Here is a 13,776-nt window from a genome sequence, read left to right as displayed (position 1 = left end):
TCGACGGCCGATCGGAGATCCTCGAAACAGGAAGCAGCTTCATCGTGCCGTCCAACCTCGTGCATGGCGTCAAGGCGCTGGAGGCCGGCCGCCTGGTCGACAGCTTCGCGCCTTGCCGGGCCGATTTCCTGACGGCTCACGAATCCACATAGTCCTGCCGCGTGCCGCACTTGCAGTAGGTTCGAGAATCTATAGCGGCCGCATCTCCACTACCGTCATTGCCAGCCGTCCCATCCGGGCGAAAGCCCCAGGTCAGGCGGGATGTTCGTGTAGGGGCTTTGTGACTGCCGGAGAGGATTTCGGCGTCTGTCCAGTCGCCCGCATTGCCGCCTTGCGGGCCGCTGATGCCGGGTCAATCGTCCGCATGAGGTGGTCCATGCTTGCAGGCAGGTGTTTTATTGGGTCGAGTTCTCGCACTTCTGAAGCACCACGGGGTCATCGGCCGCAGCCCCGAAAACCATGCATGAGTCCTTGGCGCAGACTGTCCACCCCTCGCCTGTCGTTCCTGATGCAGCGAGCACGATGCGCATCCTAATGTTTTGGGATAGCAGGACTCTAAGTATTTTCGCCGGCTCGTAGTGGCGAGCTTTTTCCGCGATACGTCCGAGCTCTTTCAGGCCTGGGTGTTCCCTGCCTTCAGCCGAGGGAAGAAGACGACCGCCGAACGGGGGCCGGGGCGTTGTGCGGCTCGACGGTCGTCGGAGTGCAAGAGGCCATAGAGTCAGCAAACTGCGTTGCGGAGGCCTTAACCTATGTATCGTCGATTCGGGCGTCCTTGAAAATCACAAGCGTTTATAAGCCCCGCTCGATCTGGTGGGTCGGTACAAGCGGGCCTCGATTGCGCACGGCAAACAGCAGTTCATCCTCGTCCGTGAGCCCGTTCATGAAGAGCTTGATGATGTGGGCGGCAACTTTCTCGCACCGAGGGCTGTCAACCGGAAGACCGCGCTCCTGGCTGATAGTCTTGTAGACGCGGGTGAGCATGTCGAGTTCGTCATTCGTCACGACCTGGCCGGGATACAACATAGCCTTTCCTCCTCGAAAGCCACCAAGCGCGAAGAGTGCGACAAACATGTGTATGCCACAATCAATTATGATGTGATCGGACATCCACCCCCGGCAGTACGTTTCTAAACGGCCGGCTTCAGGATCGGGAACTCGTTGCGGGTATCTTCACGGACGGAACGGTCCCGCCCACCGGCGAGCAGCGTCCTTGCACCGGCGCATCCCGACCCGTCATGGCACATCTCCGTGAATTGACGGGCGGCAAACCAGGGGCAGAATTCGTCGTCAATGGTGTCCAACCTGGCTAGCGGGTCATCGCGGGCCCGCCCCCAGTCTTGCAGATGCATCTGAAAATCCCTGGCCGGATCGGACAAGCGGCTGGCGAACAGCGAACGGACCTGTCCCTTCTGCTGGATATAAACGGCGGCTAGGGGCATCACCGTGTCTTTCCAACTGCGCCCCTTTGCCACCTCGCTCGCGAAGGTGGGGTCGGCCAGCCCGCGCAGCCGCGCGTTCTCGTCCTCCAGCGCCTACGGGGAAATAGAGATCCTAACGCCCCAATTCGGAATCAGGGTCAACGCGGCGTCATGTCTGGTGAACCAGAAATCTGGATTTCAGAACATATGTGGCATCGAAGTCCGCGAGCTTTGGATAGTCGATGGTTGGAGCATGCGCGAGGCTAAGAACCCTTTCGCGATAAAATTGAGGAAAAGCTGGCGTTCACGGTCGCCGATGCGCGCTGGCGCGTGCACAAGGAAAGGCTCGATCACGGTGAAGCCGACAAAATACAGCATACCGTGATTGATCGGGAAGAGGATTGAACCGATCGGGCCGTTCAGCCCTCCGTTGGAATAGATCGGCGCCGGACCGCCGATTGTGACGGAACACATTGCGCGCTTTCCGGCGAAGACGCCGCGATCATACCATTTGCCGTCGCCATAGATGCGGCCACCCGATGCAAACACGCGGTCAACCCAGCCCTTGAGAATCGCCGGCAGCCCGAACCACCAGAGCGGAAACTGGAGGATCAAGGCGCCGCACCAGAAAAGGTTGTCCATCTCCGCCTGGATATCGGAGGCAAATCCATCGTGAACGGCGGCATTCGCCTCCTCAGCTTGTTGGCGATAGTAATTCGCATTGCGCACGGTCGTGAAGTTGCGGCGATCCGACACCGGATTGAAGCCCATCGCATAAAGGTCGGAGATAACGACCCCGTGCCCGGTCGCAACCAGCGCTTGCTCGGCCGCGCGCGTTAGCGCGCCGTTGAAGCTGTTGGGCTCAGGGTGAGCGTGAACGATGAAGACGCGCACCTTTCGTTTCCACCTAACCGGAATGTCTATTTTCTGGATGCTGAAAGGGTCAGCTCGGCAAAGTGGTCGAGCGAAAAGACGCCGGCGCCGCGTGTCAGCACCAGAAGCAGTAACGAGGCCCAGAGCAGATGCTCGGCCCAGTTTTCCGGATAGACGAAGACCTGGATGACGGACACGACGCCGAGCAGCATCAGGGCTGCGAGCCGCGAGAACAATCCAAGGAAGATCAGAACCGAGCCGGTGATTTCCGCCGTCGTTGCCAGAGGCGCCGCAATCGACGGGTCGATGAAGGGCAAATTGTATTCGTTGGCGAACAGCTGCAGCGTCACTGGCCAGGACGCTAGCTTGCTCTGGGCCGACTGCCAGAAGACATGCGCCACCGCGACGCGAGCGGCGAGTTGGAGGAGCGAAAACGGTATATGTTCGGGCAGCTTGATGATGCGCCTGTAGAGGCCGACAAGGCCGATCGCGCTGGACGAGGAATGATCTGACATTGCGGTCATGACTGTCTCCATGGGTTTGAGTGGGAGTTCGCGACGGCTCGCACGTTGGTGACGAGCCCGTCGCCGAAAAGACGCACGAGCGCGGATACGAGATCGAAACCCGGATCGAGCGCCAGCGCGCGGCCGGCGGCATGTTCAAGGCCGAGGCCATGCTTCAGGGAGTGCAGGAAAGCGAAGTTCGCGCGATCGAGCTGAACGAGCCGGATGCTGTCTCCCGCTCGCCACAACGCCACGCGTTCGGCCCGCCTTGTCCAGCCGCCATGCCGATCGCCGGCGTTCTGCTGGTGCGCCGTCCACACGGACAGGATCGACCAATGCGAAACGATCAGCCTAAGCGATGGCTGCACCAGGATGGCGGGAGATGTGCCCAGATCCGTATTCTCGAAGTCTGCGAGACTACGGGGTGGCAAGGAAGCCGCATCGAGCGCTTCGGCGATGGCCCATTCGAGCCGCGCCGTTTCAGCGACGATCGGCATGTCGGATAACGTGTCAATTGACTTGAGGAAGCGCGGGAAGCCGGCGCCATAGCGCGCCAGTCGCGATTCCGCCGGCGGATGGCGTCGAATGAACTCGCTCGCTGCGTAGCGGAAGAAACGTTCGTCGACCAGGCGAACCGTGACCGGAAAAACCGCCATCAGCACGGCGGTCAGCGAGCTGCGGGTGTTGTTCTGGTAGATGCGCAGGCGTGCCAGCGGGTCGGCCTTGCCGGCGGTCAGCGCTTTCGCGGCGATCGTCGGTTCCATGGCCAGCACGGTGCGCGCCATGTTGGTCTGCAAGTGCTCAAGCGGCAGCATGGTATATCTCTTCAAGCGAGGGCGGCGCCAAGTAAACGGTGGGTTTCGCAACCCTGGCAGCTGCGAATGCCGCAAGGACGGGCATGCTGGTCGCCGTTTCGCGCTCGAAAGAAACTGGGATAGGCCTAGCCCGCGCTTCGGTTGCTTGGTCACGTCGCGCGGCTTGCTTGCGGCTGAACATGATCGAAGCGGTGAGCATGTCGGCCCACATCGCTTCGCCGAGCAGCACATCGAGAACGGGAACGTCGGTATCCCACTCGACCAAGGTTGGGCGCGGCCCGAGCCGCTCTATGGCATGCTGGTAGAGCGCCCAGACCACTGGCGGCACGCGCGAGCCGTGATCGTCGATCAGCACGGTGTCGGTCCCGACCTGGTTGGTCGCATGACCGGCAAGGTGGATTTCGCCGATGGCCTCCGCAGGCAACGCGTCGATGAAAGCCTTGGCGTCATATTGCAGGTTGTGCGCGGAAACATGGACGTTGTTGACGTCGAGCAGCAGACCACAGCCGGTCCGTGCCACGAGCGCTGCCAGGAACTCCGCCTCGTTCATCGAGGAGTCCGCGAAGGCCAGGTATGCCGACAGGTTCTCGATCAGCACGCGCCGCTTCAGCGTGTCCTGCAGCGTCCCGACATTGCGGGCAACGATCGCCAGCGCCTCATCGTCATAGCGCAGTGGTAAGAGGTCGTTGAGATAGGCCCCGTCCGCAACGCTCCAGGCGAGATGCTCGGAGACCAGATCGGGCTCGAAGCGCTCGCAGACCTTGCGCAGTCGCTCCAGATGATCGCGATCCAGGCCTTGCGCGCTGCCGAGCGACAGGCCGACGCCGTGCACGGACAGCGGGTAGATCTGGCGCAGCCTTTCCAGCGCCTCGACGCCAGCGCCGTCACCCATGTAGTTCTCGGCGTGGACCTCGAGCCAGCCAGCCGAAGGGCGCCGCGTGAGCATCTCGGCGATGTGAGGCGAGCGAAGACCGATGCCTGCCGATGCGGGGATTGCGAGAGGTGAAAACATGACGGACATCGGTCTCCTCCATTCTGGTCTGGTTGGCTCGAGGTGGAAGGTTGGTCAGGCCTTCGGCTTATCGCTGCCGCCCGTGATCTTGGCGCAGCTGCCGGCAGGCACGTAGAGCCAGGAATCCGGCTGGTTGTCGGCGGTGGACGTGCCTGCGCAGGAATGCGTGGCGGTCTGGCAGTCGTTCTGGCCGGCTTTGACGACGCCGTAGCATTTCTCAAAGGCGAAGCCGGGCTTGGCGGCCGGGCCGCTGTATGCCGCCGTCGCGGCGAGCGTGGTGGCGGCCGCGAGGGCCGATCCGATGAGGGTCTTGGTGTTGATCACAGGCTTGTCTCCTGGTTGGCGTTTCGAGAGAAAGACCGGCCTAGAGGCCCGTCTGCGGATCAGTCTCTCCGATCGCGATGTCGAGCTGAAATGCTGTCTCGGCATGGAATTGATACGCGGCCACTATGTTCTGAAGAGCAGTGCGAAAAAGGCCCTCCGGCCGGGGAACCGGAGGGCCTGGCGCCTGCATTCGGGAGTATGCGAAGCAGGCGCGGCTAGGCGGGAGGGAAGCGCCTAGATGAATTGGGTTCTGCAGTCGAAAGTCGGGCGCTCATGGACGCGTGAAAGATCGGCCGCAAGCCAGTCGTCGGCAGATTGCCGTCCCCCGTCACGAATGTCAGTCAGCTCGCCCCAGTCGATCCAGGGTCTCAGAAGCAGCGGAGCTGCAGCTCGATATTGGCTGTCGAAGATCGCGTGAACCGCGGCACATCCGGTCGCGCAATGGGTAGAGGCGAGGCTGCGATCCGGACACCGTGCTAGAAATATCGATGGCTTGCCGGTGACCACAACACGTTGCTGAGCTCCGATTGATGCCGAAGACGAAAACTGCGAGATCTCGCCGTCGCCCCAATAGAGGTCGCCGTCGATCTCAATGGCCGGGGAAAGGAACGGAACAGTGGCCGCCGCCACGATAGCGTCGACCGACAGCTGCCCGCCCGAGAAAATCTTCAAAGCGTCTGTTCGAGCATTGATGGCCAGGACGTCCAGTTTCACGGGGCAGCGTTCGTCGCGGATCCGCTTGAGGTCGATCGATTGTTCCAGCATCGAGCGCAGCAGGCTCGTTCTGTCGATGGCAAACATCGAGGCGTGGCTGACGCGCCGCCAGAAATTGGCGAGCGCCGTCCGCCCGCCGCGCCTGCCGCCGACGCTCAGCCCATAGGCAAAGACCGCCGCTTGCATCGCTGCGAAGCCCGACGCGGTAACTCGGCTCACGTTGCAGTTCGGCTCGTCCAGCAGCCGGTCGAGCACACCCCAGACGAAAGCAGCATGCGCGTCGTTTGCCAGCACGATGTCGATCGTCCGATCTTCGACACCAAGATGCGCTGTCGGCGTGGCGGCTGCGACTGTTCTCACTTCCGACTGGGCAAGCATGATCTGGTCTCCATCCCCAAGGTCGCCGGCAAGGGCGATTGGAGAGAGACTGCCGCATCTTCTTGTTCAGCCGAAATGCCAAGGTGGCATGAAGTCCATAGGCAGATTGCATTGGCTGCCCGTCGTCGCGCGCCGCACTCTGTTCTCGATCAGGCTTGGCGCCGTTCACCCAAGCCGCGCCCGGAGTGCAAAGGAGATCAACGATGAGAAGAAAGCTTGCTTGCGTGGCCGTGTTTGCCATCGCCTTTGGCGCGAACCCGGCGTCCGCCAATCCATTTACCGACCTCGCCGCATTGCCGACCTTCTACACGGACGCCACGATGAAGACGATGAAACCGATGGCTGGATTCAAGAAAGCCTGGTTCGCCCTGTCGAAGCATGACCGGGCAAAGATGACGAAGGCATGCGACGACCCGGCGATGCGCAAGCCCCATGCCCAATTCTGTGCCAATGTCCTCGCTTTGAGCGGAGTCAACTAGTGCCCTTGCCAGGAAGCATCTGTGGATGCAGAACCGGCATAGTCTTCATACGCAGATGGCATTGGCGAGTAGGTAGGTGATTGCGGCAAGGTTCGAGTCAGCAAGGAGGAAACCAGTAATTCTGAATTGCTGTCAATCAATCAAACGGTTGTCGATTGGACGACTACCAAACCAGAGAAGGACTTCAAAATGAACCTTAAAGCTATCTGCCTCGGCGCTTTCGCGCTTTCCATCCTGAGCGGCGTTTCCTTCGCCGGCATACTCGACGAGCCGGACAGCATGCGGCCCTTCTTCACTGATGCCAGCATGAAAACCATGAAGCCCAAGGCCGAATTCAAGAAGGCCTGGGAAGCAATGTCGAAGGAGAAGCGGGGCGCTATGATGAAGGAGTGCCAAGACGCAGCGATGAGCAAGCCGCACGCGGAATTCTGCGCCGAGCTCTATGCCCTCCGCGGCTCCAATTGACCTGCGAACTGCGACGGAACACCAGGAGGATGGCGGGCGCATGGCCCGCCATCCCCTTTTGGTGGCAAGAACAACCACATCCGCTGGATGCATGACCGATTGCTATAGACTTCATAGCCCTCCTGCATTGGCGAGCTGAAATCCATTGCGGCACTCTTCGAGCATGCAAATACATCTATGCAGCTGAGGACGATACGCATGGACATCCATCACATCCGCTACTTCCTCGCCGTCTGCGAGACCCGGAATTTCACGCGCGCCGGCGAGAAGTGCAACGTCACCCAGCCGGCGTTGTCGCGCGCCATCCAGCAGCTCGAGGACGAGGTCGGCGGCCTGTTGTTTCGCCGCGAGCGGAACCTGACGCACCTCACCGATCTGGGCGCTTTGCTCCGCCCCCGATTTCAGCAAATCCTGGACGAGGTGACCGGCGTGCGCCAGGAGGCGTCGAGATTCCTCTGCCTGGAGAATGCAAATCTCAAGGTTGGGGTGATGTGCACAATCGGTCCGCGACGATTTACCGGTCTGTTGGCGGATTTCAACCGGCGCCAGCAAGGCATCCAGCTGCAGCTTGTCGAGGGCGTGCCGGCATCCTTGTCGCAGCTGCTGGAAGCGGGCGAGATCGACGTCGCCATCATGGCGTCCAGCAACAGTTTTCCCGAGAGATTCGATGTTACGCCGCTCTATCGCGAGCGGTTCGTGCTTGCGTTTCCCAATGGGCATCGGCTGGCCCGCAACGACAATGTCGCCATCTCGGAACTCGACGGCGAGAACTATCTCAGGCGTTTGAACTGCGAGTATCGCGACTACCTTGCAGGCCTTTGCAATGAACGCGGTGTGAAGCTCAGGATCTCCTACGCCAGCGAACGCGAAGACTGGATTCAGAACATGGTCTCCGGCGGACTGGGTATCTGCTTCATCCCGGAATTCAGCGCCGTCATCCCCGGCTTGCAGATCAGGCCCGTTATCGATCCGGAGGTTTGGCGAGAGGTATCGCTTGTCGTTGTTGCCGGGCGCCGGTTTTCGCCGGCTACATCAACCTTCGTCAACAGCGTCAAGGCACACAGCTGGCCCGAAAGCGGCATCGATCTGTCGGTAAGGAAAACGGCCGCATAGCAAATCGAAGAAAAGAACTGGGCCACGCGTTATGTCGTGGCTCGGAATCTCGCGCCGATAAATGAACCGCGATAGTTTTCAGGTATCGATTTAAGAGCCAGTCAGCATTTCTCTTTCGACGAGGCTCCGGTCACTCTCCTCGTCATGCCCCGCCTTCCGCGAATGGGCACCGACAAAGGAGAAATACGAGATGGCTACCAAGAAACTCAACCTTGCGTTCGCCCTGGGCATGCTGTCCGCGACCGCTGCATTTTCGGCGGCTCCGGCTTTCGCAGGCGACTGCCCTGCCGGGCAGGCCGCCACCACCGATGTCCAGGAACATCCCAGCAAGCCGGTCGGCGTCACCGACACGGTGCTTTCCGCAATCGACTTAAGCAGCAAGGGCGAAGCCTGGAAAGGCAACATGTTGCGCCTTCGCAAGCTCGTCGTTCAGCCCGGCGGCGTCGTGCCGTGGCATGAGCACAATGTCCGCCCGGCCAATATTCTGGTCGTCGAGGGCTCGATCACCGAATACCGCAGCACCTGCAAGGTCGGCATCGAGCATCCGGCCGGCGACGTGACCGCCGAGTTCGGCCAGCTCGCCCACTGGTGGAAGAACAACGGCAAGGTTCCGGCCGTGCTCTATTCGGCCGACGTGCTGCCGCCCGCGATGCACGATGACCACATGATGTGAGCCGCCGCCCGCAGCGGTGAAGTGATCCCAACATAGGAAGCCAAAGGTCCATCCTCGGGCGATTGCCCGAGGAAATGGCGACGGAGCCTGTCATGACGACGAGTGAACAGACCGAACCGACAAGGGTTCGCATTTTTGCAGCAGACAGCTGGCGCTTCGGCCTCATCGCGCTGATTGCGTTCCTGACGCTCGTTGACCTGTTCGCCACCCAGGCCATCCTGCCGTCGCTGGTGGTGAAATTCGGCGTCAGCCGCGCCACCATGGGCTTCGCCGTCAACGCCAGCACGTTCGGCATGGCGGTGGCCGGTATCGCTGTCGCGCTCTTTGGGCGCGGTATCGATCGCCGCAACGGCATCTGGATCAGCCTGGTCATCCTGGCGTTACCGACAACGCTGCTGTCGCAGACGGACAACATCGTTGTTTTCGCCTTGCTGCGCGTGGCGCAGGGCCTTTGCATGTCGACAGCCTTCACGCTGACGATGGCCTATCTGGCCGAGCATTTTTCAGCGCGGCAGACCACGAGCGCGCTTGCGGCCTACGTGACCGGCAATGTGGCCAGCAACTTTTTCGGCCGGTTGATGTCGGCGGCGGTCGCCGACACGTTCGGCATCTCCACCAACTTCCTGACCTTCGCCGCACTGAATCTGCTCGGCGCCGCTCTTGTCTGGTTCACGTTGCAAAAGACCTCGGCAATGATGCGCGCCGACCTGGACGGCCAGCCTGCCCGCACGGCCTGGAAAGCCCCGTTGCGGAATGTGGAGCTGCGCGCCTGTTTCGCGATCGGCTTTCTGATCCTGTTCGTCTTTATCGGCACGTTCACTTACGTGAATTTCCAGCTCGTCGCGGTCCCGCTTTCGCTCACGCCGATGGCCCTGGGCGCAGTCTATTTCGTTTTCCTGCCATCGATGCTGACCACTCCGCTTGCCGGCCGAGTCGCAGCGAGCCTTGGCCCCAGGGGAGGGATCGGAGCGACGCTTGCGGTGGCGATCATCGGTTTGCTTCTACTGCTTGTGCCAAATCTTCCGATCGTTCTCGTCGGGATGGCGCTCGTTGCCGTCGGCACCTTCCTGGCTCAGGCGATAGCCACGGGACATGTCAGCCGGACCGCATCGCGCGATCGCGCCGCTGCCAGCGGCATCTATCTGGCTTCCTACTATGGGGGCGGGCTCGCTGGCAGCTTCCTCATCGGACAGATCTACGACCGTGTCGGCTGGACTGCATGCGTGGCCGTCCTTGCCGCGGTTCTCGCCGGTGCGATCGCGATCGCGCGCGTGCTGCGAACGCCCAAGCCCTGAAACCAAAAACCGCAACTCAGTTATTCAACCAAGGAGACCGACATGAGCAACCATCTCAAAACTCTGCTTGCAGGCGCCGCCATGCTGATGGCTGTTGCCCTGCCGGCTGCCGCTTCGGACGGCGTCGTCACGGTGAAGAGCGACTATTCCGTCGCTGAAACCGTCGCCCGGATTAAGAAGGATGTGCTCAAGAAAGGCATCAAGTTCTTCGGCGTCATCGACCAGGCACAGCTTGGCAAGAATGCGGGCAACGACGTCAGGCCGTCACGGCTCGTCATGTTCGGCAATCCGGCGCTCGGCACGACCTTCATCACATCCAACCCCGAGGCCGGGCTCGACTGGCCCGTGCGCGTGCTGGTCTACCAGACTGCCGACGGTTCGGTTTACGCCGCCTACAGCGATTTCGACTGGATCGCCAAGCGGCATGGCATCACGGATCGTCCCGCACAGTTCAAGATGGCGACCGAGGTCATTCAGTCGGTCACCTCAACGGTCAAGAAGAACTGACGGACGGGCACGTAGCCGGGTATCGCGTAGGCATGCGACGATGCTGCCCGACAAACCTACTCGGCGGCGGACAGCGCCTTCACCCGCTCACCGAACCATTTCTTCTGCGTGGCCTCGCGCACCAATGCGCCGACCGCGGGCGAATGCCTGCGGCCGCGCACCGTGACGAGATTGACCTCGCGCCAGAACTCCGGCTCGGTGATCGGCAGAGGCACCACGCCGGGATGCTTGGCGGTATGTTCGGGCATGAACCCGAACCCCAGCCCCGCAGCGATCATCGCCAATGTCCAGTCGTCGCGATCGCTCCAATAGACCGGGCTGACCGTAACGCCCTGCTCGGCAAGGATGGCATCGGCGTAGCCCGCGAACTCGCAGTTGTTGCGGTGGATATAGCTTTCGTTGCTCATATCCTTCACCCGCACAACGCGCTGGTTGGCTAGACGATGGGCCAGGTGCACAGCCATCACCATCTGCTCCTGGAACAGCGGCAGGGAGTGCACTTCTTCATCGGGAACGTCTGAGGGCAACGCGTATATGGCAGCCTCGAGCTCACCCTCGATCAACCTTTTCCTGAGGCTCACCGCGTCCGCATCGCAAAGATGCAACTCGACGCCGGGATGGTGCTCGCGCACGGCTGCGATAAGCTCGACGATCTCGTCCGGAGCGATCGTGCTCATGATGCCGACCTTGAGCGGCATCTTCTTCAGCGTCACATATTGCTCGGCAATCTGCTTTGCCTGGCGTGAGTTCTCGAAGACGCCTTCGAGATAGCTCTCGACCATGCGGCCGAGCTCGGTAAGATGTGTGAAGCGGCGCTCACGGTGGAAAAGCGGCCCGCCGAATTCATCTTCCAAGAGCTTGATCGCGCGCGACAGCGCGGGCTGCGTGACATTGCACTGCTCGGCTGCCCTGGTGAAATTGAGCTCCTTGGCGACGGCCAAGAAGTATCGGACCTGGCTGATCTCCACTGCACGCTCCCCCTCACTGGACGCGCATACGGCACCGCCCGCATTGCGGCGCAATCTTACTAGCTGCCCTTACGTCAAACAACCCGACCGGTCGATCGGCGTCCGGGCTCGGAGCCAACGATCTGACCGTCAGCTATCGAATCCATGTCTCAACGGCATTTCCGCAGCTTGCGGCGGTTCACCATACTAATCCTCAGATCCAGAGCGAGCCCGCGCCGTGGCTCGTGGCCGCGCAACCAGAAGGAAAAGACGATGTTCAAAGGCAAGACAGCGCTCATCACCGGTTCGACCAGCGGCATCGGGCAAGGTATCGCCGAAGCCTTCGCGGCCAAGGGCTGCAACATCGTTCTGAACGGCTTTGGCGACGCCGCCGAGATCGAACGGCTTCGGGCAAAGCTCGCCGCCGATCATCGGGTCGCCGTTCGATACGACAATGCCGACATGAGCAAGGGCGACGCGATCACCTCGATGATGGACAAGGCCATCGCCGAGTTCGGCGCCATTGACATACTGGTCAACAATGCCGGCATTCAGCATGTCGCTCCGATCGATGACTTCCCGGTCGAGAAATGGGAAGCGGTCGTGGCGATCGATCTCATGTCTTCGTTCTACACGATCCGGCGTGCGTTGCAGGCGATGAAGGCGCGCAAATGGGGTCGCATCATCAACGTGGCCTCGGCGCACGCGCTCGTCGCCTCTCCCTACAAGTCTGCCTATGTCGCGGCCAAGCATGGCGTCGCCGGCCTGACCAAAACCGTCGCGCTGGAGGTCGCCGAACAAGGCATCACGGTCAACGCCGTTTGCCCAGGCTACGTGCTCACCCCGCTTGTCGAGAAGCAGATACCCGACACGGCGAAGGCCCGTGGGATCACCGAGCAGCAGGTGATCAAGGATGTCCTGTTGGCCGCGCAGCCCACCAAGCAATTCGTCACCGTCGAGCAGGTTGCCGCGCTGTGTCTGTTCCTGGCGTCGGACGAGGCGGCCTCGATCACCGGCGCCGTGATGCCGATCGAAGGCGGTTGGACCGCTCACTAGACCTGCACGAGGAGCGAAGGCCATGAACAAGATCACGCAAAACCTATCCGCCCCGCTACCAGAACCGGCGACTGGGCACCAGGGCGACGTCAAACGTCAGACCGTCCTTGTCCTTCAAGGCGGCGGCGCGCTCGGCGCTTATCAGGCCGGAGTCTATCAGGCGCTGGTCGAGGGCGGCATCGAACCGGACTGGGTCATAGGCACGTCCATCGGCGCCATCAACGCTGCGGTGATTGCCGGGAACAAGCCCGGCGATCGCCTGCCCAGGCTTCAGGAATTCTGGGACAGCGTCAGCCGCAGCAGTCCATTCGACGAGTTTTTCCGGATGATGGTGCCGAGCAACATCTTTGCCAATATGGGCACGGTCATGCGCGGCATTCCGGGATTCTTCGAACCGAACCCGAGCGCCATGTTCGGAGTGAACCGCGAGGTCGGTGTCGAGAATGCCTCCTATTACACGACGGATCCGCTCAAAAGGACCCTGAACACCCTGGTCGACTTCGACTACCTCAACGGTCGCCACACGCGGCTGACGGTCGGGGCGGTCAACGTCAATACCAGCGAGCTCAAATACTTCGATACGCGCGAGATGATCCTGTCGGCGGCGCATATCATGGCGTCAGGCGCCTTGCCGCCGGCGTTTCCGGCGGTCTGCATCAACGGCGAGCCCTATTGGGACGGCGGCATCTATTCAAACACGCCGATCGAGGTGGTGCTCGATGCGCGACCCAGGCGAGACGCGCTGATCTTTGCCGTCAACATGTGGCAGCCCCGCGCAACCGAGCCGAAATCGATCTGGCAGGTCATGGGGCGGCAGAAGGATCTCCAATACGCCAGCCGCGGCCGGAGCCACGTTGCGCGGCAGGAGCAGTTGCATCGGTTGCGGCATGTCGTGCGGGAAATGGGCAGGCTCGTGCCCGAGGAGCGTCGCGAGGATCCGATGTTCAAGGAACTCGCCTCCTATGGTTGTCCGTCGGTCATGCACCTCGTCCGCCTGCTTTCCCCGCGACTGGACGGCGAGGACCACACCAAGGACATCGATTTCACCCGCTCGGGAATCCGCACGCGCTGGCAAGCAGGATACGAGCACGGGCAGCGCGTCCTCACCGACAAGCCTTGGGAATGCGAGGTCGACATGCTTCAGGGCATCGTGATCCACGAATCCCAAGAGTGATGCGCCACGCCGAGGAAGATACGGAGA

At 61.4% G+C, this 13,776-nt stretch carries 17 protein-coding genes and 1 pseudogene; 9 read left to right on the top strand and 9 right to left on the bottom strand.

Annotation, left to right across the window (positions count from 1 at the left end):
• Positions 1 to 152 (top strand): annotated as a pseudogene (locus tag LCM4577_RS10590) (cupin); the annotation flags it as partial.
• A gap of 640 nt (positions 153 to 792) precedes the next feature.
• Here the strand turns inward: LCM4577_RS10590 and LCM4577_RS10585 are convergent.
• The 8 genes from LCM4577_RS10585 to LCM4577_RS10550 form a co-directional block, all read right to left on the bottom strand.
• On the bottom strand, positions 793 to 1,074 hold the full coding sequence (locus LCM4577_RS10585) for a hypothetical protein (RefSeq protein ID WP_131803451.1): 282 nt from the start codon (positions 1,072 to 1,074) through the stop codon (positions 793 to 795).
• A 56-nt stretch (positions 1,075 to 1,130) separates the two neighbouring features.
• Positions 1,131 to 1,442, bottom strand: a complete 312-nt coding sequence (locus LCM4577_RS10580; RefSeq protein ID WP_041002680.1) for a hypothetical protein — start codon at positions 1,440 to 1,442, stop codon at positions 1,131 to 1,133.
• 177 nt (positions 1,443 to 1,619) lie between these two features.
• Positions 1,620 to 2,315 carry an NAD(P)H-dependent oxidoreductase gene (locus LCM4577_RS10575; protein ID WP_198541034.1) on the bottom strand — a complete coding sequence of 232 codons (696 nt, stop codon included), beginning with the start codon at positions 2,313 to 2,315 and terminating at the stop codon, positions 1,620 to 1,622.
• Positions 2,316 to 2,341: 26 nt separating this feature from the next.
• Positions 2,342 to 2,818 carry a DoxX family protein gene (locus LCM4577_RS10570; protein ID WP_041002678.1) on the bottom strand — a complete coding sequence of 159 codons (477 nt, stop codon included), beginning with the start codon at positions 2,816 to 2,818 and terminating at the stop codon, positions 2,342 to 2,344.
• On the bottom strand, positions 2,815 to 3,612 hold the full coding sequence (locus LCM4577_RS10565; RefSeq protein WP_041002676.1) for a DNA-binding domain-containing protein: 798 nt from the start codon (positions 3,610 to 3,612) through the stop codon (positions 2,815 to 2,817). The genes LCM4577_RS10570 and LCM4577_RS10565 overlap by 4 nt, the downstream gene beginning before the upstream one ends.
• Entirely contained in the window at positions 3,599 to 4,624 is a 1,026-nt protein-coding gene (locus LCM4577_RS10560) for a DUF692 domain-containing protein (RefSeq protein ID WP_371410040.1), read from the bottom strand. The genes LCM4577_RS10565 and LCM4577_RS10560 overlap by 14 nt, the downstream gene beginning before the upstream one ends.
• A 54-nt stretch (positions 4,625 to 4,678) precedes the next feature.
• Entirely contained in the window at positions 4,679 to 4,948 is a 270-nt protein-coding gene (locus LCM4577_RS10555) for a DUF2282 domain-containing protein (protein ID WP_052467677.1), read from the bottom strand.
• A gap of 234 nt (positions 4,949 to 5,182) precedes the next feature.
• Entirely contained in the window at positions 5,183 to 6,040 is an 858-nt protein-coding gene (locus LCM4577_RS10550; RefSeq protein WP_041002674.1) for a patatin-like phospholipase family protein, read from the bottom strand.
• A 203-nt stretch (positions 6,041 to 6,243) separates the two neighbouring features.
• Between LCM4577_RS10550 and LCM4577_RS10545 the strand changes: the two genes are divergently transcribed.
• The 6 genes from LCM4577_RS10545 to LCM4577_RS10520 all read left to right on the top strand — a co-directional run bounded on the left by LCM4577_RS10545 (position 6,244) and on the right by LCM4577_RS10520 (position 10,572).
• The gene (locus tag LCM4577_RS10545) at positions 6,244 to 6,519 is read left to right on the top strand and encodes a hypothetical protein (protein WP_041002672.1); all 276 of its coding nucleotides are present in this window, start codon (positions 6,244 to 6,246) and stop codon (positions 6,517 to 6,519) included.
• A gap of 189 nt (positions 6,520 to 6,708) precedes the next feature.
• A complete protein-coding gene (locus LCM4577_RS10540) occupies positions 6,709 to 6,984 on the top strand; it encodes a hypothetical protein (RefSeq protein ID WP_041002670.1) in 276 nt (91 codons plus the stop codon).
• Between the two features lie 198 nt (positions 6,985 to 7,182).
• On the top strand, positions 7,183 to 8,097 hold the full coding sequence (locus tag LCM4577_RS10535) for a LysR family transcriptional regulator (protein WP_041002773.1): 915 nt from the start codon (positions 7,183 to 7,185) through the stop codon (positions 8,095 to 8,097).
• A 190-nt stretch (positions 8,098 to 8,287) separates the two neighbouring features.
• Positions 8,288 to 8,770, top strand: a complete 483-nt coding sequence (locus LCM4577_RS10530; RefSeq protein ID WP_041002668.1) for a cupin — start codon at positions 8,288 to 8,290, stop codon at positions 8,768 to 8,770.
• Positions 8,771 to 8,862: 92 nt separating this feature from the next.
• Complete coding sequence (locus LCM4577_RS10525) at positions 8,863 to 10,065, top strand: MFS transporter (RefSeq protein ID WP_041002772.1); 1,203 nt, start codon at positions 8,863 to 8,865, stop codon at positions 10,063 to 10,065.
• A gap of 42 nt (positions 10,066 to 10,107) precedes the next feature.
• The gene (locus tag LCM4577_RS10520) at positions 10,108 to 10,572 is read left to right on the top strand and encodes a DUF302 domain-containing protein (RefSeq protein ID WP_041002666.1); all 465 of its coding nucleotides are present in this window, start codon (positions 10,108 to 10,110) and stop codon (positions 10,570 to 10,572) included.
• A 56-nt stretch (positions 10,573 to 10,628) separates the two neighbouring features.
• On the opposite strand, the gene LCM4577_RS10515 is transcribed toward LCM4577_RS10520, so the two are convergent.
• Entirely contained in the window at positions 10,629 to 11,540 is a 912-nt protein-coding gene (locus LCM4577_RS10515; RefSeq protein WP_041002664.1) for a LysR family transcriptional regulator, read from the bottom strand.
• Between the two features lie 252 nt (positions 11,541 to 11,792).
• On the opposite strand from LCM4577_RS10515, the gene LCM4577_RS10510 reads away from it, so the two are divergent.
• Both LCM4577_RS10510 and LCM4577_RS10505 read left to right on the top strand, forming a co-directional pair.
• On the top strand, positions 11,793 to 12,575 hold the full coding sequence (locus LCM4577_RS10510) for a 3-hydroxybutyrate dehydrogenase (RefSeq protein ID WP_041002662.1): 783 nt from the start codon (positions 11,793 to 11,795) through the stop codon (positions 12,573 to 12,575).
• A 22-nt stretch (positions 12,576 to 12,597) separates the two neighbouring features.
• Positions 12,598 to 13,749, top strand: a complete 1,152-nt coding sequence (locus LCM4577_RS10505; RefSeq protein ID WP_041002660.1) for a patatin-like phospholipase family protein — start codon at positions 12,598 to 12,600, stop codon at positions 13,747 to 13,749.
• Positions 13,750 to 13,776: the final 27 nt, after the last annotated feature.

This window comes from Mesorhizobium sp. LCM 4577 (genome assembly GCF_001854795.2).
GTDB classification, from domain to species: Bacteria; Pseudomonadota; Alphaproteobacteria; order Rhizobiales; family Rhizobiaceae; genus Mesorhizobium; species Mesorhizobium plurifarium.
The sequence above is the reverse complement of the archived record's forward strand: the minus strand, read 5'-3'. Positions and strand labels throughout refer to the sequence as shown.

Bases quoted from the DNA above. Each gene is read 5' to 3' on its own strand.
- LCM4577_RS10585 (WP_131803451.1), bottom strand. From the start codon at position 1,074: ATGTTTGTCGCACTCTTCGCGCTTGGTGGCTTTCGAGGAGGAAAGGCT.
- LCM4577_RS10580 (WP_041002680.1), bottom strand. From the start codon at position 1,442: ATGCCCCTAGCCGCCGTTTATATCCAGCAGAAGGGACAGGTCCGTTCG.
- LCM4577_RS10570 (WP_041002678.1), bottom strand. From the start codon at position 2,818: ATGACCGCAATGTCAGATCATTCCTCGTCCAGCGCGATCGGCCTTGTC.
- LCM4577_RS10565 (WP_041002676.1), bottom strand. From the start codon at position 3,612: ATGCTGCCGCTTGAGCACTTGCAGACCAACATGGCGCGCACCGTGCTG.
- LCM4577_RS10560 (WP_371410040.1), bottom strand. From the start codon at position 4,624: ATGTTTTCACCTCTCGCAATCCCCGCATCGGCAGGCATCGGTCTTCGC.
- LCM4577_RS10550 (WP_041002674.1), bottom strand. From the start codon at position 6,040: ATGCTTGCCCAGTCGGAAGTGAGAACAGTCGCAGCCGCCACGCCGACA.
- LCM4577_RS10545 (WP_041002672.1), top strand. From the start codon at position 6,244: ATGAGAAGAAAGCTTGCTTGCGTGGCCGTGTTTGCCATCGCCTTTGGC.
- LCM4577_RS10540 (WP_041002670.1), top strand. From the start codon at position 6,709: ATGAACCTTAAAGCTATCTGCCTCGGCGCTTTCGCGCTTTCCATCCTG.
- LCM4577_RS10535 (WP_041002773.1), top strand. From the start codon at position 7,183: ATGGACATCCATCACATCCGCTACTTCCTCGCCGTCTGCGAGACCCGG.
- LCM4577_RS10530 (WP_041002668.1), top strand. From the start codon at position 8,288: ATGGCTACCAAGAAACTCAACCTTGCGTTCGCCCTGGGCATGCTGTCC.
- LCM4577_RS10525 (WP_041002772.1), top strand. From the start codon at position 8,863: ATGACGACGAGTGAACAGACCGAACCGACAAGGGTTCGCATTTTTGCA.
- LCM4577_RS10520 (WP_041002666.1), top strand. From the start codon at position 10,108: ATGAGCAACCATCTCAAAACTCTGCTTGCAGGCGCCGCCATGCTGATG.
- LCM4577_RS10510 (WP_041002662.1), top strand. From the start codon at position 11,793: ATGTTCAAAGGCAAGACAGCGCTCATCACCGGTTCGACCAGCGGCATC.
- LCM4577_RS10505 (WP_041002660.1), top strand. From the start codon at position 12,598: ATGAACAAGATCACGCAAAACCTATCCGCCCCGCTACCAGAACCGGCG.